The sequence below is a fragment of the Serpentinimonas raichei genome (assembly GCF_000828895.1).
Lineage (GTDB): Bacteria > Pseudomonadota > Gammaproteobacteria > Burkholderiales > Burkholderiaceae_C > Serpentinimonas > Serpentinimonas raichei.
In genome coordinates this window covers 799,241-825,133 of the sequence record NZ_AP014568.1, presented here as the reverse complement: position 1 = coordinate 825,133, position 25,893 = coordinate 799,241, and the positions used below count along the sequence as shown (strand labels likewise).

Annotated in this window: 24 protein-coding genes; 10 read left to right on the top strand and 14 right to left on the bottom strand. The window is 67.5% G+C overall.

Annotation, left to right across the window (positions count from 1 at the left end; all coding sequences use genetic code 11):
* From clpA to icd, 3 genes are all read right to left on the bottom strand, one after another.
* On the bottom strand, positions 1-2,349 hold the full coding sequence (gene clpA, locus SRAA_RS03895) for an ATP-dependent Clp protease ATP-binding subunit ClpA (protein WP_045531109.1): 2,349 nt from the start codon (positions 2,347-2,349) through the stop codon (positions 1-3).
* Positions 2,350-2,426: 77 nt separating this feature from the next.
* Positions 2,427-2,765 carry an ATP-dependent Clp protease adapter ClpS gene (clpS, locus tag SRAA_RS03890; RefSeq protein ID WP_045531108.1) on the bottom strand — a complete coding sequence of 113 codons (339 nt, stop codon included), beginning with the start codon at positions 2,763-2,765 and terminating at the stop codon, positions 2,427-2,429.
* 121 nt (positions 2,766-2,886) lie between these two features.
* On the bottom strand, positions 2,887-4,140 hold the full coding sequence (icd, locus tag SRAA_RS03885) for an NADP-dependent isocitrate dehydrogenase (protein WP_045531107.1): 1,254 nt from the start codon (positions 4,138-4,140) through the stop codon (positions 2,887-2,889).
* 163 nt (positions 4,141-4,303) lie between these two features.
* Here icd and SRAA_RS03880 point away from each other — a divergent pair, with 163 nt between their 5' ends.
* Entirely contained in the window at positions 4,304-4,867 is a 564-nt protein-coding gene (locus SRAA_RS03880; protein ID WP_052467473.1) for a DUF192 domain-containing protein, read from the top strand.
* A gap of 18 nt (positions 4,868-4,885) precedes the next feature.
* Here SRAA_RS03880 and SRAA_RS03875 read toward each other — a convergent pair whose 3' ends face one another.
* From SRAA_RS03875 to aztA, 7 genes are all read right to left on the bottom strand, one after another.
* A complete protein-coding gene (locus SRAA_RS03875; RefSeq protein WP_045531106.1) occupies positions 4,886-6,094 on the bottom strand; it encodes an ABC transporter permease in 1,209 nt (402 codons plus the stop codon).
* 1 nt (position 6,095) lies between these two features.
* Positions 6,096-6,908: an ABC transporter ATP-binding protein gene (locus tag SRAA_RS03870; protein WP_082039889.1), complete on the bottom strand. Its 813-nt coding sequence runs from the start codon at positions 6,906-6,908 to the stop codon at positions 6,096-6,098.
* Complete coding sequence (locus tag SRAA_RS03865; RefSeq protein ID WP_045531105.1) at positions 6,905-8,254, bottom strand: efflux RND transporter periplasmic adaptor subunit; 1,350 nt, start codon at positions 8,252-8,254, stop codon at positions 6,905-6,907. Before SRAA_RS03865 ends, SRAA_RS03870 begins: the two co-directional genes overlap by 4 nt.
* Positions 8,244-9,773 (bottom strand): efflux transporter outer membrane subunit, encoded by a 1,530-nt coding sequence (locus SRAA_RS03860; RefSeq protein WP_045531104.1) that lies wholly within the window; start codon positions 9,771-9,773, stop codon positions 8,244-8,246. The genes SRAA_RS03865 and SRAA_RS03860 overlap by 11 nt, the downstream gene beginning before the upstream one ends.
* Before the next feature lie 81 nt (positions 9,774-9,854).
* A complete protein-coding gene (locus tag SRAA_RS03855; RefSeq protein WP_082039888.1) occupies positions 9,855-10,865 on the bottom strand; it encodes a metal ABC transporter solute-binding protein, Zn/Mn family in 1,011 nt (336 codons plus the stop codon).
* Positions 10,866-10,869: 4 nt separating this feature from the next.
* Positions 10,870-11,742 (bottom strand): metal ABC transporter permease, encoded by an 873-nt coding sequence (locus tag SRAA_RS03850; protein WP_045531103.1) that lies wholly within the window; start codon positions 11,740-11,742, stop codon positions 10,870-10,872.
* Positions 11,742-12,641: a zinc ABC transporter ATP-binding protein AztA gene (gene aztA / locus SRAA_RS03845; protein ID WP_231849326.1), complete on the bottom strand. Its 900-nt coding sequence runs from the start codon at positions 12,639-12,641 to the stop codon at positions 11,742-11,744. Before aztA ends, SRAA_RS03850 begins: the two co-directional genes overlap by 1 nt.
* Positions 12,642-12,712: 71 nt before the next feature.
* On the opposite strand from aztA, the gene SRAA_RS03840 reads away from it, so the two are divergent.
* From SRAA_RS03840 to SRAA_RS03820, 5 genes are read left to right on the top strand one after another with little or no spacing between them, the layout of a single operon-like run.
* A complete protein-coding gene (locus SRAA_RS03840) occupies positions 12,713-13,324 on the top strand; it encodes a Fur family transcriptional regulator (RefSeq protein WP_045531102.1) in 612 nt (203 codons plus the stop codon).
* Positions 13,321-13,968 carry an ABC transporter ATP-binding protein gene (locus SRAA_RS03835; RefSeq protein ID WP_045533234.1) on the top strand — a complete coding sequence of 216 codons (648 nt, stop codon included), beginning with the start codon at positions 13,321-13,323 and terminating at the stop codon, positions 13,966-13,968. The genes SRAA_RS03840 and SRAA_RS03835 overlap by 4 nt, the downstream gene beginning before the upstream one ends.
* Positions 13,965-15,176 carry an ABC transporter permease gene (locus tag SRAA_RS03830; protein ID WP_045531101.1) on the top strand — a complete coding sequence of 404 codons (1,212 nt, stop codon included), beginning with the start codon at positions 13,965-13,967 and terminating at the stop codon, positions 15,174-15,176. The genes SRAA_RS03835 and SRAA_RS03830 overlap by 4 nt, the downstream gene beginning before the upstream one ends.
* Before the next feature lie 56 nt (positions 15,177-15,232).
* Positions 15,233-15,538, top strand: coding sequence for a hypothetical protein (locus tag SRAA_RS03825; RefSeq protein ID WP_045531100.1), 306 nt, complete (start codon positions 15,233-15,235; stop codon positions 15,536-15,538).
* Positions 15,528-16,136: a DUF3299 domain-containing protein gene (locus SRAA_RS03820; RefSeq protein ID WP_231849325.1), complete on the top strand. Its 609-nt coding sequence runs from the start codon at positions 15,528-15,530 to the stop codon at positions 16,134-16,136. Before SRAA_RS03825 ends, SRAA_RS03820 begins: the two co-directional genes overlap by 11 nt.
* 35 nt (positions 16,137-16,171) lie before the next feature.
* Here the strand turns inward: SRAA_RS03820 and SRAA_RS03815 are convergent, their stop codons facing one another.
* The 4 genes from SRAA_RS03815 to SRAA_RS03800 form a co-directional block, all read right to left on the bottom strand.
* Positions 16,172-17,485, bottom strand: a complete 1,314-nt coding sequence (locus tag SRAA_RS03815; RefSeq protein ID WP_045531099.1) for a molybdopterin molybdotransferase MoeA — start codon at positions 17,483-17,485, stop codon at positions 16,172-16,174.
* Positions 17,486-17,564: 79 nt separating this feature from the next.
* Positions 17,565-18,995, bottom strand: coding sequence for a threonine synthase (gene thrC / locus SRAA_RS03810; RefSeq protein ID WP_045531098.1), 1,431 nt, complete (start codon positions 18,993-18,995; stop codon positions 17,565-17,567).
* On the bottom strand, positions 18,995-20,305 hold the full coding sequence (locus SRAA_RS03805) for a homoserine dehydrogenase (RefSeq protein WP_045533230.1): 1,311 nt from the start codon (positions 20,303-20,305) through the stop codon (positions 18,995-18,997). The genes thrC and SRAA_RS03805 overlap by 1 nt, the downstream gene beginning before the upstream one ends.
* Positions 20,306-20,358: 53 nt before the next feature.
* Positions 20,359-21,597: a pyridoxal phosphate-dependent aminotransferase gene (locus SRAA_RS03800; RefSeq protein WP_045531097.1), complete on the bottom strand. Its 1,239-nt coding sequence runs from the start codon at positions 21,595-21,597 to the stop codon at positions 20,359-20,361.
* Positions 21,598-21,668: 71 nt separating this feature from the next.
* Between SRAA_RS03800 and SRAA_RS03795 the strand changes: the two genes are divergently transcribed.
* From SRAA_RS03795 to SRAA_RS03780, 4 genes are all read left to right on the top strand, one after another.
* On the top strand, positions 21,669-22,076 hold the full coding sequence (locus SRAA_RS03795) for an Mth938-like domain-containing protein (protein ID WP_045531096.1): 408 nt from the start codon (positions 21,669-21,671) through the stop codon (positions 22,074-22,076).
* A gap of 107 nt (positions 22,077-22,183) precedes the next feature.
* The gene (locus SRAA_RS03790) at positions 22,184-22,660 is read left to right on the top strand and encodes a peroxiredoxin (RefSeq protein WP_045531095.1); all 477 of its coding nucleotides are present in this window, start codon (positions 22,184-22,186) and stop codon (positions 22,658-22,660) included.
* A gap of 45 nt (positions 22,661-22,705) precedes the next feature.
* A complete protein-coding gene (locus SRAA_RS03785; protein ID WP_045531094.1) occupies positions 22,706-24,535 on the top strand; it encodes a PhoH family protein in 1,830 nt (609 codons plus the stop codon).
* Between the two features lie 30 nt (positions 24,536-24,565).
* On the top strand, positions 24,566-25,891 hold the full coding sequence (locus SRAA_RS03780) for a Glu/Leu/Phe/Val family dehydrogenase (RefSeq protein WP_045531093.1): 1,326 nt from the start codon (positions 24,566-24,568) through the stop codon (positions 25,889-25,891).
* Positions 25,892-25,893: the final 2 nt, after the last annotated feature.

Sequence of the window (25,893 nt, the reverse complement as noted above, 5' to 3'; positions counted from 1 at the left end):
TCAGTCCGCCGTGGCTTCTTCCGGCTCGGCCGGTTCGGCGCGGGCGCTTCGCTCTTTCTTGCTCAGCGGCTGAATGTCGAGCTTGACTTCGGGCTTGTCTGGGTTGCTGGTGTCGATGTCCACCTCCAGCCGCCCGCCGTCGGTCAGGCGGCCAAAAAGCAGCTCGTCGGCGAGCGAGCGCCGGATGGTGTCTTGGATCAGGCGCTGCATGGGGCGTGCACCCATGAGCGGATCGAAGCCTTTGACGGCCAGGTGCTTGCGCAAGGCGTCGCTGAAGCTGACTTCGACCCTCTTCTCGCCCAGTTGCTGCTCCAGTTGCAGCAGAAACTTATCGACCACGCGCATGATAACCAGCTCGTCAAGCGCCTTGAAGCCCACGATGGCGTCGAGTCGGTTGCGAAACTCGGGCGTGAACAGGCGCTTGATGTCGGCCATTTCGTCGCCCGCCTGGCGCACGTTGGTGAAACCAATGGTCGCCTTGTTCATGGTCTCGGCACCGGCGTTGGTGGTCATGATCACGATCACATTGCGGAAATCCGCCTTGCGCCCGTTGTTGTCGGTCAGGGCACCGTGGTCCATCACCTGCAGCAGCACGTTGAAAATATCGGGGTGCGCTTTCTCGATCTCGTCGAGCAGCAGCACGCAGTGCGGCTTCTTGGTGATGGCTTCGGTGAGCAAGCCGCCCTGGTCGAAACCCACATAGCCCGGTGGTGCGCCGATCAGGCGGCTGACCGCGTGGCGCTCCATGTACTCGGACATGTCAAAGCGGATCAGCTCGATGCCCAATATGTAGGCCAGTTGCTTGGCGGCCTCGGTCTTGCCGACCCCGGTCGGGCCGCTGAACAAAAAGGCCCCGATGGGTTTGTCGGGTTTGCCCAAGCCCGAGCGCGCCATTTTCACACTGGCGGCCAGCAGCTCGAGCGCCTTGTCTTGGCCGAACACCACCGCCTTGAGGTCGCGCTCCAGCGTTTGCAGCTTGCCGCGGTCGTCGCTGCTGACGCTGGCGGGCGGGATGCGGGCGATCTTGGCGACGATCTCCTCCACCTCGGCCTTGCCGATGGTTTTCTTGCGCTTGGAGGGGGTGAGGATGCGCTGTGCCGCACCGGCCTCGTCGATCACGTCGATGGCCTTGTCGGGCAGGTGCCGGTCGTTGATGTATTTGGCTGAGAGCTCGGCCGCCGCCTGCAGCGCCGCCGCTGCGTACTTGACGCTGTGGTGCTCCTCGAAGCGGCTTTTCAGGCCCTTGAGGATGTCGATGGTCTGCGCCACCGTGGGTTCGACCACATCGACCTTTTGGAAGCGGCGGCTGAGCGCGGCGTCTTTCTCGAAAATGCCGCGGTACTCGGTGAAGGTGGTGGCCCCGATGCACTTGAGCACGCCGCTGGAGAGCGCCGGCTTGAGCAGGTTGGAGGCATCGAGCGTGCCGCCCGAAGCCGCACCGGCCCCGATCAGGGTGTGGATTTCGTCGATGAACAAAATCGCGTTGGGCTTGTCTTTGAGCGACTTGAGCACGCCCTTCAAGCGCTGCTCGAAATCGCCCCGGTACTTGGTGCCCGCCAGCAGCGAGCCCATGTCGAGCGAATAGACCGTGGCTTCGGCCAGCACCTCGGGCACTTCTTTTTGCACGATGCGCCACGCCAAGCCCTCGGCGATGGCGGTTTTGCCCACGCCGGCCTCACCCACCAGCAGCGGGTTGTTTTTGCGCCGACGGCACAAAATCTGGATCACGCGCTCGACTTCGTAGTCGCGCCCGATCAGCGGGTCGATCTTGCCGTCGCGCGCCAGCACATTGAGGTTTTGCGTGAACAACTCCAGCGGCGAGGCTTTCTCGGGGGCCTTGCTCTCGCTGGTGGCCTCTTCGTTGTCGGCCGCGCCACCGCCCTCTGCCGGCCTAGCGGACTCGGGCGGGTCGGACTTTTTGATGCCGTGTGCGATGTAGTTCACCACATCGAGCCGGCTCACACCCTGCTGATGCAGGTAGTAAACGGCGTGCGAGTCTTTCTCGCCAAAAATGGCCACCAGCACGTTGGCGCCGGTGACTTCCTTCTTGCCGTTGCCGGTGCTCTGCACGTGCATGATGGCGCGCTGGATCACGCGCTGAAAGCCCAACGTGGGCTGGGTGTCCACCTCGTCGGCCCCGGCCACCTGGGGCGTGTTGTCTTTGATGAAGTGCGACAAGGACTTGCGCAACTCATCAATTTTGGCCGAGCAGGCGCGCAGCACGTCGGCGGCGCTGGGGTTGTCGAGCAGGGCCAACAGCAGGTGCTCGACGGTGATGAATTCGTGGCGTTGCTGGCGCGCTTCCACGAAGGCCATGTGCAAGCTGACTTCAAGTTCTTGGGCGATCATGGTTCGTTTCCTTCTTGCGAGCCTCTAATTTACCGCGATTTGCGGATCGGTGTGCAGCAATTGGGGCAAATGTGCCCTTATTCAATGGGCTCACTCACACATTGCAGCGGATGCCCCTGCTGCGCGGCGGCTTGCAGCACCTGATCGACCTTGGTTTGGGCGATGTCGCGGCTAAAGACACCGCACAGACCCCGGCCTTCGAGGTGGATTTTGAGCATGATCTGGGTCGCGCTCTCACGGTCTTTGTTGAAAAACTCCTGCAGCACCTGCACCACGAACTCCATCGGGGTGAAGTCGTCGTTGAGCAGCAGCACCTGGTACAGCTTGGGCGGGCGCACGCGCTGGCGGCGCCGCTCCACCACTGCGGTGGCATCGCCCGAGGGCAACTGCGGAGTCAGATCGGGTTGTTTGGGCATGGGGCCATTTTAGCGAACATGGCCGGCACAGAAAAAGCCCGCAAAATGGCAAAGAAAAACCCCGCGCCCTCGCGGGCCGGGGTTGGGTCAGGCAGGGCTCAAGCGCGGGCCCACCGTGTGATCACATCTGCTCGATCATCACCTGGCCAAAGCCCGAGCAGCTCACTTGCTCGGCGCCTTGCATCAGGCGCGCGAAGTCGTAGGTCACGCGCTTGGACTGGATGGCTTTTTCCATCGAGCTGATGATCAGGTCGGCGGCTTCGATCCAGCCCATGTGGCGCAGCATCATCTCGGCCGAGAGGATTTCGGAGCCGGGGTTGACGTAGTCTTTGCCGGCGTACTTGGGCGCGGTGCCGTGCGTGGCCTCGAAGCAGGCCACCGAATCACTCAAGTTGGCGCCGGGGGCGATGCCGATGCCACCCACCTGTGCCGCCAGCGCATCCGAGATGTAGTCGCCGTTGAGGTTGAGCGTGGCGATCACCGAGTACTCGGCCGGGCGCAGCAGGATTTGCTGCAAGAAGGCGTCGGCGATCGAGTCTTTGATGACGATCTCGCGCCCGGTCTTGGGGTTCTTGAACTTGCACCACGGGCCGCCGTCGATCAGCTCGGCGCCGAACTCGCGCTGCGCCAAGGCGTAGGACCAATCGCGGAAACCGCCCTCGGTGTACTTCATGATGTTGCCCTTGTGCACGATGGTCACGCTGGGCTTGTCGTTGTCGATCGCGTACTGGATCGCCTTGCGCATCAGGCGCTCGGTGCCCTCGCTCGAAACCGGCTTGATGCCGATGCCGGAGGTGGCGGGGAAGCGGATTTTGGTGGCGCCGAGTTCCTCTTGCAAGAACTTGATCAGTTTTTGCGCCTTGGGCGACTGGGCCTCGTACTCGATGCCGGCGTAGATGTCTTCGGAGTTTTCACGAAAGATCACCATATTGATTTTTTCCGGCTCTTTCACCGGCGAGGGCACGCCCTTGAAGTACTGCACCGGGCGCAGGCAGACGTAGAGGTCGAGCTCTTGGCGCAGCGCCACGTTGAGGCTGCGGATGCCGCCGCCCACGGGCGTGGTGAGCGGTCCCTTGATCGAGACCACGTAGTCTTTGAGCACCGCCAGCGTTTCTTCGGGCAGCCAGACGTCGGGGCCATAAACCTGGGTCGATTTCTCGCCGGCATAGACTTCCATCCAGTGGATCTGGCGCTTGCCGCCGTAGGCTTTGGCCACTGCGGCATCCACCACCTTGAGCATCACCGGGGTGATGTCGAAACCGGTGCCATCGCCTTCGATGTAGGGGATGATGGGCTGGTCGGGGACGTTGAGCGAAAAATCGGGGTTAATCGTGATTTTTTCGCCTTGGGCGGGCACTTTGATATGCTGGTACATGAAGGAAGGGTCTCCGAATGGAAAAACTGAGCGACTGGGCTAGCGGGCTATTGAGCGCAAGTTCGGGCATCCGTAGAGCCCTTAGCTGGCGTTTGCGACAACGGCTTAACTTAAGCTGTGTGAAAATTTTAACCTTCATTCCTGCACAGAGCTGACAAACCGCATGTTTAAACCCTTAGCTTGGCTTTTCTCTGCCGCTGCGTTGCGCTTTGTGCCGCTGTGCGGTGTGGCAATAGGAATCGGGATGGGGCTGGCCACCGCTGCGCACGCCCGGCAGCCACCCTCGCAGCCGCCGCAGCAGCAGCCCCCGCAAGCCCAGCCGCAGGAGGGCCTGCCGCAACAGGACTTGCCGCGCCTGCAACTGCAAGCCGGCTTGCACCTGCTCACGGTGCAAGTGGCCAGCACCCCGGCGCAACGCAACACCGGCCTGATGTGGCGCCGCAGCATGCCCAACAACGAGGGCATGTGGTTTGTGTTCGACGCCCCCGCGATCCAGTGCTTCTGGATGAAAAACACCTTTTTGCCCCTGACCGCCGCCTTCGTGGCCGACGACGGCCGCATCGTCAACCTGGCCGATATGCAGCCGCTCTCGGAGCGCTCGCATTGCTCGGCCGAGCCGGTGCGCTTCGTGCTGGAAATGCACCAAGGCTGGTTTGCCCAGCGCGGCATCGAGGCCGGGCAGCGGCTGCGCGGCGCACCCTTTGCCGCCGCCGCCCCCACGCGCTGAACGGCGGCCAGTGCCTCATCACTCGTGGCGCAGCGCCTCGATCGGGTTCAGCCGCGCCGCGCGCCGCGCCGGGAAGTAGCCAAACAGCACCCCGATGGCGGCCGAAAAGGCAAAGGCGAGCGCGTTGATGGCGGGGTCGAACACGAAGGGCACGCTCATCAGCGCCGACAGCCCGATGCTGGCCCCCAGCGCCAGCGTCATGCCGATCAGGCCGCCGATGGCCGCCAGCACCACCGCCTCGATCAAAAATTGCAACAGCACCTCGCGCTCGCGCGCGCCTATGGCCAGCCGCAGCCCGATCTCGCGCGTGCGCTCGGTCACGCTCACCAGCATGATGTTCATGATGCCGATGCCGCCCACGATCAGGCTCACCGCCGCCACCGCGCCCAGCAGCAGCGTCATGATGCGGGTGGTGCCCGATAGGGTCTGGGCCAGTTGCCGGGTGTCGAGCACGTTGAAGTTGTCTTCGTCGGTCTCGCTCAGGTTGCGGCGCTCGCGCAGCAGTTGCACGATGCCGGCGCGCACCGTGGCGGTCTCGACCCCGTCTTGCATCGACACCTGCAAAATGCCGATGCGGGTGTGGCCCACGATGCGGCGCTGAAAGGTGTTGAGCGGCATCTGCACGAGGTCGTCTTGGTCGTTGCCAAACGCACCTTGACCCTTGGCCGCCAGCACCCCGACCACTTCGCACGGCATCTGGCGCACGCGCAGCATCGCACCCAGGGCCGGATTGGGGCCAAAGAGCTCGCGCCGCACCGTCTCGCCGATCAGGCACACGGCCGCGCCCGCGCGTTGCTCCTCCTCGCTAAAGGGGCGGCCTTCGGCCAAGCGCCAGTTGCCAGTGAGCAACCAGTCGTTGCTGCTGCCGATCAATTGGCTGGACCAGTTGCGGCCATTGGCCACCACCGTGCCCCCGCTGCGCGCTTCCGGGGCCGTGGCCAGCACGCCCGGCACCTGCTCGAATATGGCTTGGGCGTCGGCCGCCAGGAAAGCCGGTGCCGCCTGCCCCGCCCCGGCCGGCCCCATGCGCTGGCCTGGGCGCACTTGCAGCAAATTGGTGCCCAAGCCCTGGATTTGCGCCTGGATCGCCAGCGTGGCCCCGTTGCCGACCGTGACCATGGTGATCACCGCCGCGACCCCGATCACCACCCCCAAAATGGTGAGAAAGGAGCGCAGCAGGTTGCGCCGGATTGAGCGCAGGGCGAGGATGAGGGCGTTGAGCAGCATGTCAAACGGCACCGGCGGGTGCGGGTGCGGGTGCGGGTACGACCGGGTTTGGGTTGGGCTGGTCGCTGGCCACCCGCCCATCGACGAAGCGCACCAAGCGGCTGGCGTAGGCGGCGATGTCGGGCTCGTGCGTGACCATCAGCACGGTCAGGCCGCGCTCGCGGCTCAGGCCTTGGATCAGCGCCATGATCTCGTGGCCGCGCTGGCTGTCGAGGTTGCCGGTGGGTTCGTCGGCCAGCAGCACCTGCGGCTCGGTGACGATGGCGCGCGCGATCGCCACCCGCTGCTGCTGCCCGCCCGAGAGCTCGGCTGGGGTGTGGTGCTCCCAGGGGCTTAGGCCCACCGCGGCCAGCGCGGCGCGTGCGGCGGCGTGGCGCTGCTTGGCCGGCAAGCCGCGATAGACCAGCGGCAGCTCCACGTTTTCCAGCGCGGTGGTGCGCGCCAGCAAGTAAAACCCTTGGAACACGAAGCCAAAATACTGGCGCCGCAGCAGCGCCAGCTCGTCGCGCTGCAAGCCTTGCAGAGGCACACCGCGAAAACGGTACTCGCCCGCGCTGGCGGTATCGAGGCAGCCGAGCAGGTTCATTGCAGTCGATTTTCCGCTGCCGCTGGGCCCCATGATGGCCACGAACTCACCCGCTGCGATTTGCAGATCCACCCCTTTGAGCGCCAAAAAGGCGGTCTGACCCTGACCGTAGACCTTGCTCACGCCGCGCAACTCGATCAGGGGTGCGGGGGCGGGCTGCGCTGGCGCTGCCGCTGCGGCTTGGGCACCGGGCTGCTGCGCCAGCGGTGGTGGCACGACCGGGTTCATGGCCTGCCTGCGCCACCAGCGCGGCCTTGGCTGACGATCACGGCCAGGCCCTCGACCACGCCCTCGCCCGAGACCTCGGTCTGGCGGCCGTCGGTGATGCCGGTGCTCACTTGCAACGGCACCGGCTGGCCGTCTTGCAGCACCCAGATCTGGCGCTGCCCGGGGCGCGGATCGATGCGCGCCACCCGTGGGGCCGCTGCCGGCAGGCGCGGCAACAGACTGGCCAGCACCCCGCCGCCACCCGGCGCCGCCCCGGCCGGGTCAGACGGCAAAAAGCGCAAGGCCGCATTGGGCACCAGCAACACGTTGTCGCGCTGCACCGCCACGATGCTGGCCGTGGCCGTCATGCCGGGGCGCAGGCTCAGGTCTTGGTTCTCGACCCGAATGGTGGTGGTGTAAGTGACCACGTTGTCGGCCCGCGTGGCGCCAAAGGCAACGCGGCTGACCTGCCCGGCAAAGCGCCTGGCGGGCTGGCTGCTGACGGTGAAGGTGGCCGGCTGGCCCGCGCTCACGACGCCGATGTCGGCCTCATCGACGCTGACTTGCAGCTCCAGTTGGCGCAAATCCTGCGCCAGTTGCAGCAAGGTGACGGCTTGCAAGGAAGCGGCCACGGCATTGCCCGGATCGACCGAGCGCGCCAGCACCACGCCGTCGATGGGCGAGCGGATCGAGGCCTTGCCCAGATTGGTTTCGTGGCTGGACAAATTGGCCCGCGCCTGTTCCACCCCGGCCTGCGCGTTGAGCACGTTGGCGCGGTTGCGCTCCAGCGCCGCCTGGGCGCGCTCGGCGGCGGCGCGCGCCGTGTCGAGCTCGGCCGCCGAGGGCACCTTGCCGCCCGAGAGGCGCTGCACCTCCTGCAGCCGCGCCAGTTGCGCCTGCGCTTCGCGCAGCGTGGCTTCGGCTTCGAGCTGGCTGGCTTGCGCCAGCGCCACCTGGGCCTGCGCGGCCGCCAGCGCCGCGCGGCCGTGGCGCACCTGGTCTTGCAGCCGTTCGGTATCGAGTTCGAGCAGCACCTGGCCACGGCGCACCGGGTCGTTGATGTCCACGTGCACCGTGCGCACCGTGCCCGAGAGTTCGCTGCCGATATTCACGGCGCGCACGGGCTGCAAGGTGCCATTGGCGGTCACGGTGCGGGCGAGGGTGCCGCGCGCCAGCGGCTCGGTTTGGTACACCGGGGCGGCCTGGCGCTGTTGCGAGGTATTCCAAAACCAGAGCGCCAGCAAGGCCAGCGCCAAAGCCGCCAGCGCCACCCACAGGCGCGGGCTGCGCCACCAGCGGCGCGCCGGGGTTGCCGCGCTCAGCAAAGCCGCAGCGTCAAGGGAAGATGAGGGGTCTTCAGAGCTCATGTGTGGTCGTCGTTATGGGGTCTCGTGCGGCTTGCACATCGGCGGCGTTCCAGCCGCCTCCGAGCGCCTTGACTAGGCGCACGTGGTCTGCGCTCCTTGCCGCACGGGCGTTGGCCAATTCGGTTTGGGCGGTGAGCAGGTTGTGGCGGGCATCAAGCCAGATGCGGTAGTCGATCAGGCCGCTGGTCAGGCGCAGCAGCGCCAGCGCCTCCACCTCGGCTGCTGCCTCGGCGGCCTGAGACAGGCTTTGCAAGCGCTGTTCGCTGGCTTGCAGCGCCAGCAGGGCGTGCTCGACTTCGCGCAGCGCCGTCAGCACCGCGGCTTCGAGCTCGATGCGGGCCTGCTCGGCCGCCGCCTGCTGCGCCTGCACCTGGGCGCGCACGGCCCCGCCATCGTACAGGCTGGCACCCAAGCGCAACAGCAGCGTGCGCGTAAGCGCCGACACGTCGAACAAATCGCTCACCCGCGGGCTGCGCCAGTCCAGCGTGCCGCCGAGGGTCAAGCTGGGCCAGCGCGCCGCCTCGGCCTGCGCCGTGCGCGCTGCCGCTGCATGCAACCGCGCCTGGGCGCGTTGCACATCGGGGCGCTGCAACAAGGTGTCGGCCGGGATCGCGCGCGCCAGCGCGCCCCCCGCCACGGGGATGCCGCCGCTGGCGGGCAAATCGAGGGCGCTTTGGGGCGGCCGGCCGCTCAATACCGCCAGCGCCGCTTCGGCCTGGCCCATGGCGGCTTGCAGCTCGGGCAAGGTGGCGCGCAGTTGCGCCAGATTGAGGCGCGCCTGCTCCAAGTCCTGCCCCGACATCAGCCCGGCCTGCACGCGCCAGCCCACGATCTGCACAAATTCCTCTTGCAGGGCCAAACGCCGCTGCAGCACGCCCAAGCGCTGCTGCAAGGTGCGCCATTCGATGTAAGTGAGCGCCACTTCGGCCGCCAGGCTCACCCGCGCTTGACCGAGTTGTGCGGCGGCCGCTTGCACCTCGGCCGCCGTGGCCGCTTCGGCCGCGCGGCGTTGGCCGAACCAGTCCAGCTCCCAACTGGCATCGAGCCCGGCGCGCCAGCTGCTGGCGGCCCCACCCTGACCCGCCTGCGCACGCTGGGTGCTGGCACTGGCTTGCAGTTGCGGCCCCTGCGCCGCTTGGCTGATGGCGTTGAGGGAGCGCGCCTGCTGCAGAGCAGCCTGGGCGGCGCGCACGCTGGTGTGGGCCTGCAGCGCCTGCTCGATCAGGGCGTTCAGAGCCGGGTCGTCAAAGGCCCGCCACCACTGCGCCAGCTCGGTTTTGGTGGGGGCTGGCAAGGCTGAGGCGGGTTGCTCAGGCACTTGCTCCGGCGTTGCCGCAGCCGGCCAAGGGTTGCGCCAATCGGCGGCCAGCGGGGTGGACAGCGCCTGCGCCGCCGACACGCCGGCCGCTGGGTCGGTTGCAGACGGCAACGAGGCACAGCCGGACAGGGCCAGCGCCAGCAGCGCCGCACCTGCGCCGCGCCCGCAGCCCAAGGCAAAACAGGAATGATTAAATCGCATCTCAGCCCAAGCGCCGCTCCAAAGTGGCGGCGCTGCGGGCCGATTGTGACGCAGGATGCCGCGCCTTGCCCGGCTTGGCGCTCAAGCCCCCAGAATGGCCCGCGTCAGGGCCTGGGTGTTGTGGCGCATCATGTCCACGTAGGTGGGCGCGGTGTCGCCGGGGACCGAGAGCGCATCGGAGTACAGGCGCCCGGCCGGGCGCAGGCCGGTCTCGCGGGCGATCTGCTCGATCAGGCGCGGGTCGGTCACGTTCTCGACGAACAGCGCGCGCACCTGCTCTTGGCGGATCTGCTGCACCAGCCGCACGATGTCGCGCGCCGTTGGTTCGCTGTGCGGGCTGACGCCGCGCGCGGCCAGAAAACGCACTTCATAGGCTTGGCCGTAGTAGGCAAAGGCGTCGTGCGAGACGATCACCTTGCGCTGCGCCGGCGCTATTGGGGCCCAAGCGGCGCGGACGTCGGCGTCGAGCTGCACCAGCACGGCGTCGTAGTCTTGGGCGCGTTGGCGGTAGAAATCGCAACCGGCGGCGTCGGCGGCGCACAGCGCGTCGGCGATGTTGCGCACATAGGTGCGCACATGGGCCACGTTCTGCCAGGCGTGCGGGTCGTGCTCGCCATGCTTGTGGCCGTGGCCGTGGCCACCGTGCCCATGCCCGTGGCCCGCGCTGCGCAGCGCCGCTATGCCCCGACTGACCACCACGTGCTGACCGCGGAAAGCAGCGCTTTGCAGCAGGCGCGGCATCCAGCCCTCAAAGCCTAGGCCGTTGGAAAACAGCAGCCGCGCCTGGCGCACCTGGCGCGCGTGCGAGGGCCGGGGCTGGAATATGTGGGCGTCGCTGTCGGGACCGATCAGCACATCGAGCTGCAAGCGCTCGCCACCCACCTGGCGCACCAAGTCGCCCAAAATGCTGAACGTGGCCACCACCGGCAGCGCGGCCGCTGCGGACCCGGTTGCCGTGGCTGCGCCGGTTGCCGCACCCGCCTGCGCGGGCACGGCGGCTGCCCCTTGCGCCGCCGCCACACCTGCCGCACCCAAACCCCAAGCCGCACCCACACCTGCCAGCAGGGTGGTCGCAAAATGCCGTCGTTTCATCGCCTCATCCTTTCAAATGCACCGGAGAAATGGCCCGTTGCCGCCACAGACCGAAGCGGCCAAAAACCATGGAAAACACATACACCGCACCCAGCGCGAGCACGATCGCCGGGCTGGTCGGCCAGTCGGCGTGGTAGGAGAGCAGCAAGCCAGCCACGCAGCAGGCCAGCGCCAGCAGCGGGGCCAAACCCAGCAGCGACTGGATGCGCCGCACCCAAAAGCGCGACGCCGCCGCAGGCAGCACCATGATCGCCACCGCCATCAGCGTGCCCAGGGCATGAAAGCCCGCCACCAGGTTGAACACCACCAGCACCAGAAAACCGTAATGCGCCAGCGCGCTCCAGCGCCGGCTGTGGGCGCGCAAAAAGTCGGGGTCTAGGCACTCCAGCACCAAGGCGCGGTACAGCAGCGCCAGCGCCAGCAGCGAAAGCAGCGCAATGCCCAGCAGCAGCCCCAGCGCCGCGTTGTCGAGCGCCAGCACCGAGCCAAACAGCACGTGCAGCAAATCGACCTGGCTGCCATAGGTAGAGATGATCAGCACCCCCAGCGCCAGCGAGAGCAGGTAAAAGGCCGCCAGCGCCGTGTCTTCGCGCAAGATGGTGCTGCGCGCCACCAGCCCCGAGCCCACCGCCACCACCAGCCCGGCGACGATTCCGCCCAGCGTCATGGCCCCGACCGACAGGCCGGAGATCAAAAATCCCAGCGCCGCCCCAGGCAAAATGGCGTGCGCCATGGCATCGCCCGTCAGGCTCATGCGGCGCAGCATCAGAAACACCCCCACCGGGGCCGCGCTCAGCGAAAGCAGCAGGCAGCCGAGCAAGGCCCGCTGCATGAAGGAAAACTCCCACAAGGGGGCAAACCAGGCCAAGACCGCCATCAGTGCCGCCCTCCGGCAGGGTGTGCAGCGGCATCGGCCTCGCACCAAGGGGCCAGATCATCGAAGGACTCGCGCATGCCCAAAGCGCGGCGCAGATTCGCAGGCGTGAGCACCGCCGCCGTGGCCCCGTGCGCCACAGGTTCGCGCGCCAGCAGCAGCGCTTGCGGAAAATGCGCCCGCACCAGCCCCAGATCGTGCAAGACCGTGAGCACGGTTTTGCCGCTGGCGCTCCAGTCTTTGAGCAGTTGCAACAGGTCGGCGCTGGTGTTTTCATCCACCGCGGCAAAGGGCTCGTCGAGCAGCAGCAGCTCGGCGTCTTGCAGCATCAGGCGCGCGAACAGGGCGCGCTGAAACTGCCCGCCCGACAAGGTGTCGATGGTGCGCGCCTCAAAGCCCTGCAAACCCACCGTGGCCAGCGCCTCGCGGCAGCGCTGGCGGTGCGCGCCTTTCCAGCGCCCGAGCGCCCCCACTTGGTGCCAGAGCCCGAGCTGCACCAGGTCTTGCACCGTGACCGGAAAGCTGCGGTCGATCTGCGGCGTTTGCGGCAAATAGGCCACGCGCCGCCCAGCCAGCCCCTCGATGCGCCCAGACAGCGGCCGCAGCTCCCCCGCCAGCGCCTTGAGCAAAGTCGATTTGCCGGCGCCGTTGGGCCCGACGATCGCCACCAAGCTGCCCGCCGCCCAGCGCAGCGAGAGGTGATGCACCGCCGGATGGCGCTCGTAGCCCACGGTGAGGTTGTGCAGCTCGATGGCGGGCCGGGCGCTGCCCGAACCCGGCAGCGATTCTTCAACGGCAGGCGCTGGCGCAAGCTTGGGCCGCACCCGCAGCGGCTCCGGTGCGGCCGCTGGCAGCGCCGCTGGCAGCGCGTCGGCCTTGGCCATGAAAAATTGGGAGATCACGTTATTGCAACTCGATTGCGTTAATATCGGCATCATAACGCAACTTAATTGCGCTAGCACCCTCCCACTCCATGAACATGCCCAGCCCCAGCCCTGCTTCCACTGCCAGCCCGCTCACGCCCGAGGTGCTCGAGCGCTTGCACGATGCCGGTTTGCGCCTCACGGTCGCCACCCGCGCCGTGCTGGGTGTGCTGGCCGGCGCCCCGCACAGCTCGCCCTGCCACTTCGAGGTGCTGGCGCAACTCAAGGCGCGCGGCGTGGCCATCAACCGCGTCACCCTGTACCGGTTGCTGGACCGGCTGGCCGCCTGCGGCTTGCTGCTGCGCCACCCCGACCCCAACGAGCGCCGCTGGCGCTTCACTTGGGCCGGGGCCAGCCCAAGCCCGGCGAGCCCGGCAGCCCAGACCGCCTTGCAGCCACACTTCGAATGCGATTCCTGCCACCAACTGCTGCCGCTGGCCTTGGAGCCGGGTGCGGCCGCACCCGGTGCCATGCCCCAAACCCAAACCCCCGCCGAGCACGAGGCCCAGCTTCACGCCCAAGCCTTGGCACAAAACTGGGCCGCTGCCCTGGCCGCCTTGGGGCACCGGGCGCAGTGGCTCGACCTCACCCTGCACGGCACCTGTGCCGGTTGCAGCAACTCCACCACCACCACCCCGCACCCCGCCAACCCAACCACATGATTCGAACCCACGCACTGCGCCATAGCTGGCGCGACGGGCCCACCCTGGCCTACCCCGATCTGGAATGCCCCAGCGGCCAAACCTTGCTGCTGCGCGGCCCCTCGGGCAGCGGCAAATCGACTTGGCTGGCGCTGCTGGCCGGGCTGCTCACGCCCAGCGCCGGCCTGCTCGAAGTCGCCGGGGTGCAACCGGCGCGCTTGAAGCAAAGCGAGCGCGACCGCTGGCGCGCGCGCCAGATCGGTTTTTTGCCGCAGCGCGGCCTGCTCAGCGCCGCCTTGAGCGTGCGCGACAACCTGCAACTGGTGGCCTACGCCAGCCGCCAGGCGCTGGACCCTGGCCATTTCCAGCACCTGATCGACACCTTGGGCTTGGGTGAGTTATTGCAGCGCCACGTGCACCAGCTCTCCACCGGGCAGGCGCTGCGCGTGGCCTTGGCGCGCGCCCTGCTGCGCCGCCCGACCGTGCTGCTGGCCGATGAACCCACCGCCAGCCTCGACGACGAGAACGCCGCCCAAGCCATGGCCCTGATCCGCCAGCAGGCGCAGGCCAGTGCCGCCACCCTGGTCGTCGCCACCCACGACCAGCGCGCCGTGCTGGCCCTGCCCGATGCGCGCACGCTCTGGCTCGCAAAGGCTGTGCCATGAACACGCTCGGCTTGTCTTGGCGCTACCTGTGGTCGCGGCCGCTGGCCACGGTGCTCAACCTGCTGCTGCTCACCTTGGGCGTGGCCGCCATGGCCTTCGTGTTGAGTGCGCGCGAGCAGATCACGCACTCCTTCGAGCGCGACCTGTCGGGCATCGACGCCGTCATCGGGGCCAAGGGCAGCCCGATCCAGCTCATCATGTCCGGGGTTTTTCACCTCGACGTGCCGCCGGGCAACATCCGCCTGGCCGATCTGGAAACCCTGCGCCAGCACCCGCAAGTGGCGCGCATCATCCCGCTCAGCCTGGGCGACAACCTGGCGGGCTACCGCGTCGTCGGCACCACGCACGATTACGTGGCGCTGTACGGGGCCGAACTGGCGCAGGGCCAGCTCTGGCAGCAGCCGATGCAGGCCGTGCTCGGCTCCCAAGTGGCGGCCAGCACCGGCTTGGGGCTGGGGCAGCGCTTTGTCGGCGTGCACGGGCTCGACCCCAGCGGCAAGGCGCACGAGCTACACCCCTACACCATCACCGGCATCTTGGCCCCATGCCGCTGCGTGCTGGACCGGCTGGTGCTCACGGCCACCGAATCGGTCTGGCTGGTGCACGACGACCTGCACGGCATGGCGCAGATGAGCCCCGAGGAGCGCGCCAGCATCGAGGCCGAGCGCGAAGTGACGATGGCGCTCATCAGCTACCACAGCCCGCTGGCGGCGGTGACGTTCCCGCGCTTCGTCAACACCCAAACCAATATGCAGGCCGCCGCCCCGGCGCTGGAGCTCACGCGCTTGCTCACCCTGCTGGGTGCGGGCACCCAGGTGCTGCAAGGCTTTGGCCTGACGCTGCTGCTGATGGCCGGGCTGTCGATCTTCGTCGCGCTGTGGGCCGCGGTGCGCGAGCGCGAAACCGATCTGGCGATGCTGCGCATGCTCGGCACCCCGGCGCGGCGCCTGGTCGGGCTGCTGCTGGCCGAGGCGCTGACGCTGGCGCTGCTGGCGCTGCTGCTGGGCCTGCTGCTGGCGCAAGCGCTGCTGGCCGCCATCGCGGGCTGGCTGCCGCCGGGCAGCACGGCGCTGTTGCAAGCCTGGCACTGGAGCCCCGTGCTGCTGTGGGTGCCCTTCACGGCGCTGCTGCTGGCCGCCCTAGCCGCGGCGCTGCCGGCTTGGCGCGCGCAGCGGCTCGATGTCATGACCTTGCTCAACCGAAGCTAAAAACCGTGCACAGCGCGACGATGCAACCTTCCCTGCAACCTTCACTCCAAACCACCATGAAGAAAACGCTGAAACAATCCCTGCTGCCGCTGCTGGCCGCCAGCCTCTTGGCCCTGTCCGCCCTGCCCGTCGCTTGGGCCACACCCGGCCAAGCGCCGCACACGCACGCGCACGGGCAGCAACACACCCCGGCCCAAATCCAGGAAGACATCCGCCGCCACCAAGCCATGGCCGCCGCGCACCAAGCCGCCGCCGAGTGCCTGCAAGCCGGGCGCGGCGAGCGCGTCTGCCACCAGCAGCTGCGCGCCGCCTGCACCGGGCTGGCGCTGGGCAACTACTGCGGCATGCGCCATGTCCATTGACGAAGCAGCACGGCTGGATCGGCGCGCCTGGCTGGGCCGGGCTGGCGTGCTGGCTGCGGGAGCGGCCGGGGCCGTCGCGGGCATGGGCTGGCCGCTGCGGGCACAGGCGCAGACGACACCCAGCGGATCCGCCGCCCCAGCGGGTGCGGATGGCGCTGCGGCTGCAGCCAACCCGCTGGCGGGCGGCCAAGGCGCGGGCATCCACAGCCCGCTGAGCGCCTACGCCCCACTGCCGGTGCGCACCGATGTGATCGCTTGGTCCACCTTGGCCGACATCAGCACCCGCACCGAGCGCAACCGCGTGGTGCAGGTGTATTCACCGGCCATTTTGGCGCTCGACCAGCGCACCGTGCGCCTGCAAGGCTTCATGACGCCGCTCGACCCCGGCGAGCGCCAGGTGCATTTTTTGCTTACCTCGGTGCCCCTGACCTGCCCCTTTTGCACCCCCGGCGGCCCCGAGAGCATCGTGCAGGTGCGCAGCCGCCGCCCGGTGCGCTACACCATCGGCGCGCTGGTGGTCGAGGGGCGTTTTCACGTGCTGCACAACGACAGCCTCGGGTTTTTCTACCGCATCACGGGCGCGGTGCAAGTGGACTGAGCCCTCGCCCTTGCTTCGGGTGTACGCGCCGCCACTCAGCCCAGCGCCGCACCAAACGGCCAGTACCGCACGCCATCCCCGTGAGCGATGGTCTGCCCCGGCGCTTTATCGACCAGTCCGTCAGCCCAAGCGATGGAGCTCAGCACGCCCGAGCCTTGGCTCGGATAGAGGTCGAGCCCGCCGGCGGCGTTGCGGCGCACGCGCAGGAACTCGCGCCGCCGCTCGACGCTGGGCCAGTCGAAATGCGCCGGCAGCTCGATGGTCTGAGGCAGGCCCGGGCTGGCGCAACCGCTCACATCTTGCACACCCTGCAAGCGGCGCACGAAGGGCTGCACCAGCAGCAAAAAAGTGACATAGCTGGCCACCGGGTTGCCGGGCAGGCCGATGTAGTGGCAGCGCCCGCCAGCCGTGGCCGCAGCGCGCTCCAGCCAGCCATGCGCAAAGGGCTTGCCGGGTTTGATGGCGATCTGCCACAGGTGCAGGCCGCCCAGGGCTTGCACCGCGGCCTTGAGGTGGTCCGCCTCGCCTACCGAGACGCCGCCGCTGCTGAGCACCAGGTCGTGGCCCTGCGCCGCCTCGCGCAGCGCCGCCACGGTGGCATCGAGCCGATCCGGCACCGGGGCGCAGACGCTCACTTGGCAGCCTAGGCGCTGCAACAGGGCGCGCAAAAAAGTGCGGTTGCTGTTGTAGATCGCCCCCGGCGGCAACCGTTCAGGGGCGATATGGCCAGGCTCGATCAGCTCGTCGCCGCTGCTCAGCAGCGCCACGCGCAAGCGCCGCCGCAGCGGCAGTTGCGCCGCACCCAGGCTGGCGGCCAGCCCGAGTTCGGCCGGGCCCAGCAGGGTGCCGGCGGGCAACACGACTTGGCCGTGCGCGATGTCTTCACCCCGGCGGCGGATGTGCTGGCCCAGCCGCGCCGGTTTGAGAAAACGCACCTGTGGCGAGCCGCTGGCGTCGGTGTTGGGCTCGGCTTCTTCTTGCGCCAGCACCGCGTCGGCCCCGGTGGGGATGGGGGCACCGGTGAAGATGCGCGCCACCGTGCCAGCTTGCAGGGCAGCCCCCACCGCCCCGGCGGGGATGCGCAGGCTCACCGGCAACGCCGCCCCGGCGGCGTGGGCGGCGGCCACTTCGGCGGCGCGCACCGCGTAGCCGTCCATGGCGCTGTTGTCGAAACCGGGCACGTCGAGCGCGGCGCGCAGATCCTGCGCCAGCACGCGGCCATCGGCCTCATCCAGCGCCAGCGTCTCCAGCTCATTCAGCGGCTGCGCCGTCGCCAGCAGGGCCGCCAGCGCGTCGTCGAGCGGCAGCAGGCCGGGGCGGGCGGGGGCGGCAGTTGGGGCTGGGTTCATGCGCGGTGCAACGGGATGGGTGGGCCAGGAGGTGTGTCAGAAGGGTCGAGGGGTGAGCCGCAGCGCGCGCTAGGCCCGATCAACAGTCGCACTCGGCGGCAATATAGGCCTTCACGCGCTCGACCTCGGGCGGCAGCACCTGCACCCGTTTGGGCAGGTTTTCTATGCCTTCCAGCGCGGCGGGGCGCTCGGGCTCGCGCCCCAGCGCCTCCACCAGCGTGGCTGAAAACTTGACTGGCAGGGCGGTCTCCAGCACCACCATGGGCGTGCCCGCTTGCAGGTGCTGGCGCGCCACCCGCACCGCGTCGGCGGTGTGCGGGTCTAGCATCTGGCCGCTGTGTTGCCAGGCGGCGCGGATGGTGTCGAGCCGATCGGCGTGGCTGCTGCGCCCGCTCACGAAGCCGTAGCGGCTGCGGATCTGGGCAAAGGCGGGGTCGGCGCTGAGGTCGAAGCAGCCGCTGCGCGCCAACTCGGCGCCAAACAAGGCCTGGGTGCGCGCCGCGTCGCGCCCGAGCAGGTCGAACACGAAGCGCTCGAAGTTGCTGGCCTTGGAGATGTCCATCGAGGGGCTGGAAGTCTCGAAGGTCTGCGCGCTCGGGCGCACGCGGTAGCAGCCGGTGCGAAAGAACTCGTCGAGCACATCGTTTTCGTTCGTCGCCACCACCAGTTGCTCGATCGGCAGGCCCATCATGCGCGCCACATGGCCGGCGCAGACGTTGCCAAAGTTGCCGCTGGGCACGGCGAAGCTGATGCGCTGCGCGTCGGATCGTGTCAGACTGAAGTAGCCAGCAAAGTAATACACCACCTGCGCCAGCAAGCGCGCCCAGTTGATCGAATTGACGGTGCCGATCTGGTAGCGGCGCTTGAATTCGAGGTCGGCGCTGACCGCCTTGACGATGTCCTGGCAGTCGTCGAACACGCCCTCGATCGCCAGGTTGTGGATGTTGGGGTCTTGCAGGCTGAACATCTGCGCCTGCTGGAAGGCGCTCATGCGCCCGTGCGGCGAGAGCATGAACACGCGCACGCCCCGCTTGCCGCGCATGGCGTACTCGGCGGCGCTGCCGGTGTCGCCGCTGGTCGCGCCCAAAATGTTGAGCTGCGTGCCACGGCGCGCCAGCTCGTACTCGAACAGGTTGCCGAGCAACTGCATCGCCATGTCTTTGAAGGCCAGCGTGGGGCCGTTGGACAGCTCCGCTATCCACAGGCCCTCATCGAGCCGGCGCAGCGGCGCAATGGCGGGGCTGCCAAACACTTCGGCGGTGTAGGTTTTGTGGCACAGGGCGCGCAAGTCGGCGGGCGGGATGTCGTCGATGTAGAGCGACAAAATCTCGAAGGCCAGCGCCGCATAGCCCTGCTCGGCCCAGACGCCGCGCCAGCGCGCCAGCGTAGCGGCATCGACTTGCGGGTACTGCTCGGGCAGGTACAGCCCGCCGTCGGGGGCCAGCCCTTCAAGCAGGATGTCGCAAAAACGCAGCCGCTCGGGGTGGCCGCGGGTCGAGAGGTAGCGCATCAGGCCAGCTCCTCTTTGCGGATGCGCACGATCGGTGCCAGCACCGTGGGCAGGGCCTGCATCTGCGCCAGCGCGGCGTCCATCGCGCCCTCGCGGGTCTGGTGCGTGAGGATGATGAGCTCGGTCTGCGCTGCGCCCTGCTCGGCCTCGCGCTGCAACACGGCGTCGATGCTGATCTCGGCCGCCGCCAAAATCCCGGTCACTTGCGCCAGCACCCCGGCCTGGTCGGCCACGCACAGGCGCAGGTAGTAGCTGGTCTGCACCGCGCTCATGGGCAGGATCGGCAGCTCGCTCAGCGCATCGGGCTGGAACGCCAGGTGCGGCACCCGGTTTTGCGGGTCGGCGGTGTGCAGCCGCGTCACGTCCACCAGATCGGCGATCACCGCGCTGGCGGTCGGCTCGCTGCCCGCGCCCTTGCCGTAGTAGAGCGTGGTGCCCACCGCGTCGCCCTGCACCATGACGGCGTTCATCGCCCCTTCCACGTTGGCCAGCAGGCGCTTGGCCGGCACCAGGCAGGGGTGTACGCGCAGCTCGATGCCGCTGGCTTGGCGCTTGGCAATGCCCAGCAGCTTGATGCGGTAGCCCAGTTGCTCGGCGTACTTGAAATCGCTCGCGGCCAGCCGGGTGATGCCCTCGACGTAGGCGCGCTCGAACTGCACCGGAATGCCAAAGGCGATGGCGCTCAGGATGGTCGCCTTGTGCGCCGCGTCTATGCCTTCGATGTCGTTGCGCGGGTCGGCCTCGGCGTAGCCCAGTTGCTGCGCCTGCGCCAGCGCGGTGGCAAAATCCAGCCCCTTGTCGCGCATCTCGCTCAAAATAAAGTTGGTGGTGCCGTTGATGATGCCCGCCACCCACTGGATGCGGTTCGCCGTCAGGCCCTCGCGCAGCGCCTTGATGATCGGAATGCCGCCGGCCACCGCCGCCTCAAAGGCCACCATCACGCCGCGTTGCTGCGCGGCCTGGAAAATCTCGGTTCCGTGCACCGCCAGCAGCGCCTTGTTGGCCGTCACCACGTGCTTGCCCGCGGCGATGGCTTCGAGCACCAGCGCCCGCGCCACGCCCACACCGCCGATGAGCTCGATCACGATGTCGATATCGGGGTTGGCCAGCACGGCGCGTGCGTCGCCAAACACCGGCACCGCGTCACCCACCAGGCGGCGCGCGCGCTCCTGGTCGAGGTCGGCCACGGCGGCGATGGCTATGCCACGCCCGGCGCGGCGCTGGATTTCGGTCTGGTTGCGGCGCAGCACCTCAAACACACCGCCGCCCACGGTGCCGATGCCGAGCAGGCCTACTTGTATCGCTTTCATCTCTGTGGGTTCTTTCATCAAATCAAAAAAGGGGGCCGGGTCGGGTTTCACGCTCAGGTGCCGTGGCGCTTGCGCAGGTGCGCCAAAAAGCGCGCGATGCGCCCGATGGCTTCTGCCAAGTCGTCGGCGTGCGGCAGGAAAACCAGGCGGAAGTGGTCGGGTTGCGGCCAGTTAAAGCCCGTTCCCTGCACAATCAGAACTTTTTCTTCGGCCAGCAGCTCGTAGGCAAACTGCTGGTCGTCGGTGATCGGGTACATCTTCGGGTCCAGGCGCGGAAACATATACAGCGCCGCCTTGGGCTTGACCACGCTCACGCCCGGAATCTGGCTCATCAGCTCGTAAGCCAGATCGCGCTGGCGGCACAGGCGCCCGCTGGGTGCCACCAAGTCCTTGATGCTCTGGTAGCCGCCGAGCGCGGTCTGGATCGCCAACTGCCCCGGCGTGTTGGCGCACAGGCGCATCGAGGCCAGCATATTCAGACCCTCGATGTAGTCGCGCGCGCGCCGCTTGTCGCCCGAAACCACCATCCAGCCCGCGCGGTAGCCGCAGGAGCGGTAGTTCTTGCTCAGGCCGTTGAAGGTGAGCACCAGCACCTCGTCGGCCAGCGCCGCCACGCTGGTGTGGGTCACGCCGTCGTAGAGCGTTTTGTCGTAGATTTCGTCGGCAAAAATCACCAAGCCGTGCTGGCGCGCGATCTCGACGATTGCGCGCAGCAGGTCGTCGGGGTAGAGCGCACCAGTGGGGTTGTTGGGGTTGATGACGACGATGCCCTTGGTCTGCGGCGTGATCTTGCGCCGGATGTCGTCTAGGTCGGGCAGCCAGCCGCTGCCTTCGTCGCACAGATAATGCACCGGCGTGCCACCGGCCAGCGCCACGCTGGCGGTGTAGAGCGGGTAGTCGGGGGCCGGAATCAGCACCTCGTCGCCGCTGTTGAGCAGGGCGTTGAGGCTCATGCCGATCAGCTCGCTGGCGCCATTGCCCAAGTACACGTCATCCACCGTCACCCCGGCGATGCCCTTTTCCTGCGTGTAGTGCACCACCGCCTTGCGCGGCGCAAACAGGCCCTTGCTGTCGGTGTAGCCGGCCGCCGTGGGCGTGGGCAGGTTGCGGATCATGTCTTGCACGATCTCGTCGGGCGGCTGCAAGCCAAAGGCGGCGATGTTGCCGATGTTGAGCTTGATGATCTTGTGGCCTTCTTCCTCCATCGCGCGCGCCTTGTCCAGCACGGGGCCGCGAATGTCGTAGCAGACGTTGGCCAGTTTGGCCGATTTGAGCAGCGGCGGTGTGGGCATGGCTGGTGTGGTGTGAGCGGGCTGGAGGAGCGAAACCTATAATTTCACCACACTTTACCCTACCCGCACCCATGAAACTGCAACCCGACCGCATCGAGAACACCAGCGTGCGCGCCCACGGGCCGGGCTGGCTGCAGATTGGCGCCACCACCTACCGCCACAGCCTGCTGCTGTGCGCCGACGGCCGCCTGCAAGCCTGGGACTGCGCCAGCCATGCCGACCTTAACGAGCAGCACTTCGCCCTGCTGGCCCAATGGCGGCCCGAACTGCTGCTGCTGGGCAGCGGCCTGCGGCTGCGCTTCGTCGCCCCGGCGCTGCTGCGCCCCCTGATCGAGGCCGGCATCGGCGTCGAGACCATGGACACACTGGCCGCCGCGCGCACCTACAACATCCTGGTCGCCGAGGGCCGCCGCGTGGCGGCCGCGTTGCTGCTCGAGTCCGACCCCGCCGGGCTTTCGCTCGGCCCCGATTCGCGCTAAAATAGCCCCTTGTTTATGGCGTCTGGCGCTTGGGCTGCTGATCGCTCCGGCAAGGGCTGACCAAGCCCCTCACCCGAACGCCTCTTACTGAGCAAGGGATCCTTTAAATGGCTGTCGTCGTCAACAAATCCATACCCGAATTCGAAGCCAACGCAACGGGCGGAGTCAAGGTCACGCAGCTGTCGCACCTAGGCCAAGCCGTGGTCCTGTTTTTTTACCCCAAAGACAACACCCCCGGCTGCACCACCGAAGCGATGCAGTTTCGCGACCATTACGCCGATTTCGTCAAGGCCGGCGCGCAGGTGTTTGGCGTGTCGCGCGACAACATGAAGTCGCACGACGAGTTCAAGGCCAAGCTCGAACTGCCCTTTGAGCTGATCGCCGACACCGAAGAAAAAATGTGCCACATGTTTGGCGTGGTCAAAAACAAGATCATGTACGGCAAGAAGGTCAAGGGCATCGAGCGCAGCACCTTCCTCATCAGCCCCACCGGGGTGCTGCTGCAAGAGTGGCGCGGGCTCAAAGTGCCCGGGCACGTAGAAGAGGTGCTCAAGGCGGTCAAGCTGCTGAAAAAAGCCGCCTGAGCCCGCAGCCCGGGCCTGCGCGCCTGAGTCGTGCATAATGTTTGCATGCCTCTGCCCCCCGCCCCCACCAAGAAGGCCGGCCGTGTGCCAGCCAAAGCCACCGAGCTTGCTGCCGCCGCCTCCCCTGCTTCAAGCTTGGCCCTCTCACCCGACTCGAGCCTCCCGCCGGTGCCGACCCAAGCCACCACCGGCGCTTCGCATCGTGGGCGCAACAAAGCCGATGCATCGGTCCGCACACCCGCCGTACCGGTCCGTCTCGCGGGCAGCGCCCCAGCGCTAGCCAGCCTGCTGGCCGCGCCCACCGTGGCGCCGCCAGCGGCCGCCGAGGTCCCGCCCAGCCCAGCGCCAGCCAGCTCGCCCAGCGCCGCCCAGATCACCCCACCCAGCACAAGCGCCGTGGCGCCCCCAGCGGCCAGCCAAAGCGGCAGCAAACGCAACCCAAGGCGTGGCAGCAAAAACGGCAACGGCAGCCCAAACAGCAAAGGCCCGACGCGCCTGTTTGTGCTCGACACCAACGTGCTGATGCACGACCCGAGCAGCCTGTTTCGCTTCGAGGAACACGACATCTTCCTGCCCATGATCGTGCTCGAAGAGCTTGACGGGCACAAAAAGGGCATGAGCGACGTGGCGCGCAACGCCCGCCAAGCCAGCCGCACCCTCGACGCGCTGGTGGCGCAAAAAGGGGCCGATATCCACCATGGCGTGCCGCTGGCCGCCAGCAGCAACCGCGAAGCCACCGGCTTGCTGCTGTTCCAGACCGAGCCACTGTCCCACGAGCTGCCCGCCAGCCTGCCGCAAGGCAAGGCCGACAACCAAATTCTGGGCGTGGTGCAAGCCCTCACGCTCAAGCACCCGCTGCGCCAGGTGGTGCTGGTGTCCAAAGACATCAACATGCGCATCAAGGCGCGCGCCTTGGGGCTGGCCGCCGAAGACTACCAAAACGACAAAACCCTCGATGACGGCGAACTGCTCTACCCTGGCTCGCTGGCGCTGCCGCACGATTTCTGGACCCGCCAGAGCAAAACCCTGGAAAGCTGGCAGCAAGGCGGCCACACCTACTACCGCATCAGCGGCCCGGTGGTCGACAAACTGGCGATCAACCAGTTTGTGTATTTCGAGTCGGCAGGCGAGCCCGCCCTGTATGCCCGCGTCACCGAGCTGCGCACCAAGCAGGCCGTGCTGCGCACGCTCAAAGACTACACGCACCTAAAAAGCTCGGTCTGGGGCATCACCAGCCGCAACCGCGAGCAAAATTTCGCCCTCAACCTGCTGATGGACCCCGAGATCGACTTCGTCACCCTGGCCGGCACCGCCGGCACCGGCAAAACCCTGATGGCCCTCGCCGCCGGCCTGACGCAGGTGCTCGATGAGCGCCGCTACACCGAGATCATCATGACCCGTGCCACCGTCAGCGTGGGCGAGGACATCGGCTTTTTGCCTGGCACCGAAGAAGAAAAAATGGGCCCCTGGATGGGCGCGCTCGACGACAACCTCGAATTTTTGGCCAAGGGCGACGGCGGCAACGCCGGTGAATGGGGGCGCGCCGCCACCAACGACCTGATCCGCAGCCGGGTCAAGATCAAAAGCATGAACTTCATGCGCGGGCGCACCTTCATGAACAAGTACGTGATCATCGACGAGGCGCAAAACCTCACGCCCAAGCAGATGAAAACCCTCATCACCCGCGCCGGGCCGGGCACCAAAATCATCTGCATGGGCAACCTGGCGCAGATCGACACCCCCTACCTCACCGAAGGCTCCTCGGGCCTGACCTACGCCGTGGACCGCTTCAAAGGTTGGCCGCACGGCGGGCACATCACCTTGGCCCGTGGCGAGCGCTCGCGCTTGGCCGACTTTGCCAGCGAAGTTTTGTAAAGCTCACCCCTTTCAACACCCAGACCGCCCATGAGCAGCCCCAGCGCCCCCACCGCCGCCACGGGGCCCAGCCCCCTGAGCGGCCACGCCCTGCCCTCCTACCTCGACCCGGCCCACCTCGGCCCGTGGGGCGACTACCTGCAGCAGATCGACCGGGTGGCGCCCTACCTAGGGCCGCTTGGCCGCTGGATCGAAACCCTCAAGCGCCCCAAGCGCAGCCTGATCGTCGACGTACCCATCCGCCTCGACGATGGCCGCATCGCCCACTTTGAGGGCTACCGGGTGCAGCACAACACCTCGCGCGGCCCCGGCAAAGGCGGCGTGCGCTTTCACCAGGATGTGACGCTGGCCGAAGTGATGGCGCTGGCGGCTTGGATGTCGATCAAAAACGCCGCCGTCAACGTGCCCTACGGCGGCGCCAAGGGCGGCATCCGGGTCGATCCCAAAACCCTCTCGCTGGCCGAACTCGAGCGCGTCACGCGCCGCTACACGAGCGAGATCGGGCTCATCATCGGCCCGACCAAAGACATCCCCGCCCCCGACGTCAACACCAACGAGCGCGTCATGGCCTGGATGATGGACACCTACTCGATGAACGTGGGCGAGACGGCCACCGGCGTCGTCACCGGCAAGCCGATCGACCTTGGCGGCTCGCTCGGGCGCCGCGAAGCCACCGGGCGCGGCGTGGCGATCATCTGCACCGAGGCGGCGCGGCACATCGGGCTCGAACTGCAAGGCGCTCGGGTGGCCCTGCAAGGCTTTGGCAACGTGGGCAGCGTCTCGGCCAAGCTGCTGGCGCAAGCCGGCGTGCGCACGGTGGCGGTGCAGGACCACGGCGGCACCGTGTACCACGGCGGCGGGCTCGATGTGGCGGCACTCACCGCACACGTGGCGGCGCACGGCAGCGTGGCCGGCTTTGAGGGAGCCCAAGCCCTGCCCAGCGACAGCTTTTGGGACGTGGAGTGCGAGATCATGGTGCCTGCCGCGCTGGAGCGCCAGATCACCGAAGCCAACGCGCAGCGCATCCGTGCCCGCATGGTGATCGAAGGGGCCAACGGCCCCACCACCCCGGCCGCCGACGACATCCTCAACGAGCGCGGCATACTGGTTATCCCCGACGTAATTGCCAACGCCGGCGGGGTGACGGTAAGTTACTTCGAATGGGTGCAGGATTTCTCCAGCTTTTTCTGGAACGAGGAAGAAATCAACCAGCGGCTGGCGCAGATCCTGCGCGGCGCCTTCGAAGCCATCTGGGAGGTGGCCAGCGAGCACCGCGTCAGCCTGCGCACCGCCACCTTCATCGTCGCCTGCCGGCGCATATTGCACGCGCGCGAACTGCGCGGGCTCTATCCCTGAAC